This is a genomic window from Streptomyces sp. NPDC051172 (genome assembly GCF_040682555.1).
Taxonomy (GTDB): Bacteria; Actinomycetota; Actinomycetes; order Streptomycetales; family Streptomycetaceae; genus Streptomyces.
Window position 1 is genome coordinate 1 of record NZ_JBFBBE010000493.1, and the last position, 1036, is coordinate 1036.

General features: G+C 68.8%; 1 protein-coding gene. It reads right to left on the reverse strand.

All coding sequences use genetic code 11. The annotated features are described in order from the left end of the window. Nucleotides 1-1036 (reverse strand): UPF0182 family protein (locus AB0N07_RS52175; RefSeq protein WP_365848175.1); only part of this gene is annotated, 1036 nt, incomplete at both ends.

The window sequence follows — 1036 nt, forward strand, 5'->3', positions numbered from 1 at the left end:
GCCTGGTTCTCCTCCGGGGTGACCGCGCCCGAGTCCCCGTCGAACACCTGGTCCAGGGCCTCCTGGAGGGTGTCCGCGAAGCCGACCTTGTCGCCGAAGGAGACGAGCACCTTGCGCAGCGTCGGGTAAGTGGTGCCGCCCGAGGAGCGGACGTACACCGGCTGGACGTAGAGGATGCCGCCGGCCACCGGCAGGGTGATCATGTTGCCGTTGAGCACCTCGGACGCGCCCTGGCGCAGCAGGTTCAGCTCCCGCGAGACGTCCGCGTTCGAGTCGAAGTTGGCCTGCGCCTGGCCCGGGCCGGGCACCGTGGTGGACCGCGGCAGCTCGAGCAGCCGCAGCCGGCCGTACTCCTCGGACTTCACGCCGTCCTCCCCCGTGCCGGCGTCACCGGCGGCGGAGAGGAACCCGTAGAGCACGTTGCGCTGCTGGGCACCGTCCGTGATCTGCGGTATGTAGCTGCTGGTGAGGGAGAACGCCGGCTCGTCTTGGCCGGGCATCTGCAGCGTCATGTAGTACGGCGGCTGCTTGACGTCCTCCTCGCGCGTGGGGTCCGACGGCACGGACCACGCGTCGTTGTTCTCATAGAAGTCATCCGCATCGGTCACGTGATAGCGGCCGAGCAGCTCGCGCTGGACCTTGAACATGTCCTCCGGGTAGCGGACGTGGTCCAGGAGTCCGGCGCTCATCTCCGAGTACGGGCGCAGCGAGGACGGGTAGACGTTCTGCCAGGCACGCAGCAGCGGATCCTGGTCGTCCCACGCGTAGAGGGACACCGAGCCGTCATACGCGTCCACCGTCGCCTTCACCGAGTTGCGGATGTAGTTCACCCGGCCCTGCAACGCCGGGTTCTGGCCCTGGCTCAGGGAGTCCACCGTGACCTCGCCCAGCTGCTGGGCGGTGGAGTACGGGAACTGGTCCGAGGTCGTGTAGGCGTCCACGATCCACTGCACGCGGCCGTCGACGATCGCCGGGTAGGGGGCGGTGTCCACCGTCAGGTAGGGCGCGACCTTGCGAACGCGCTCGGCCGGGTCGC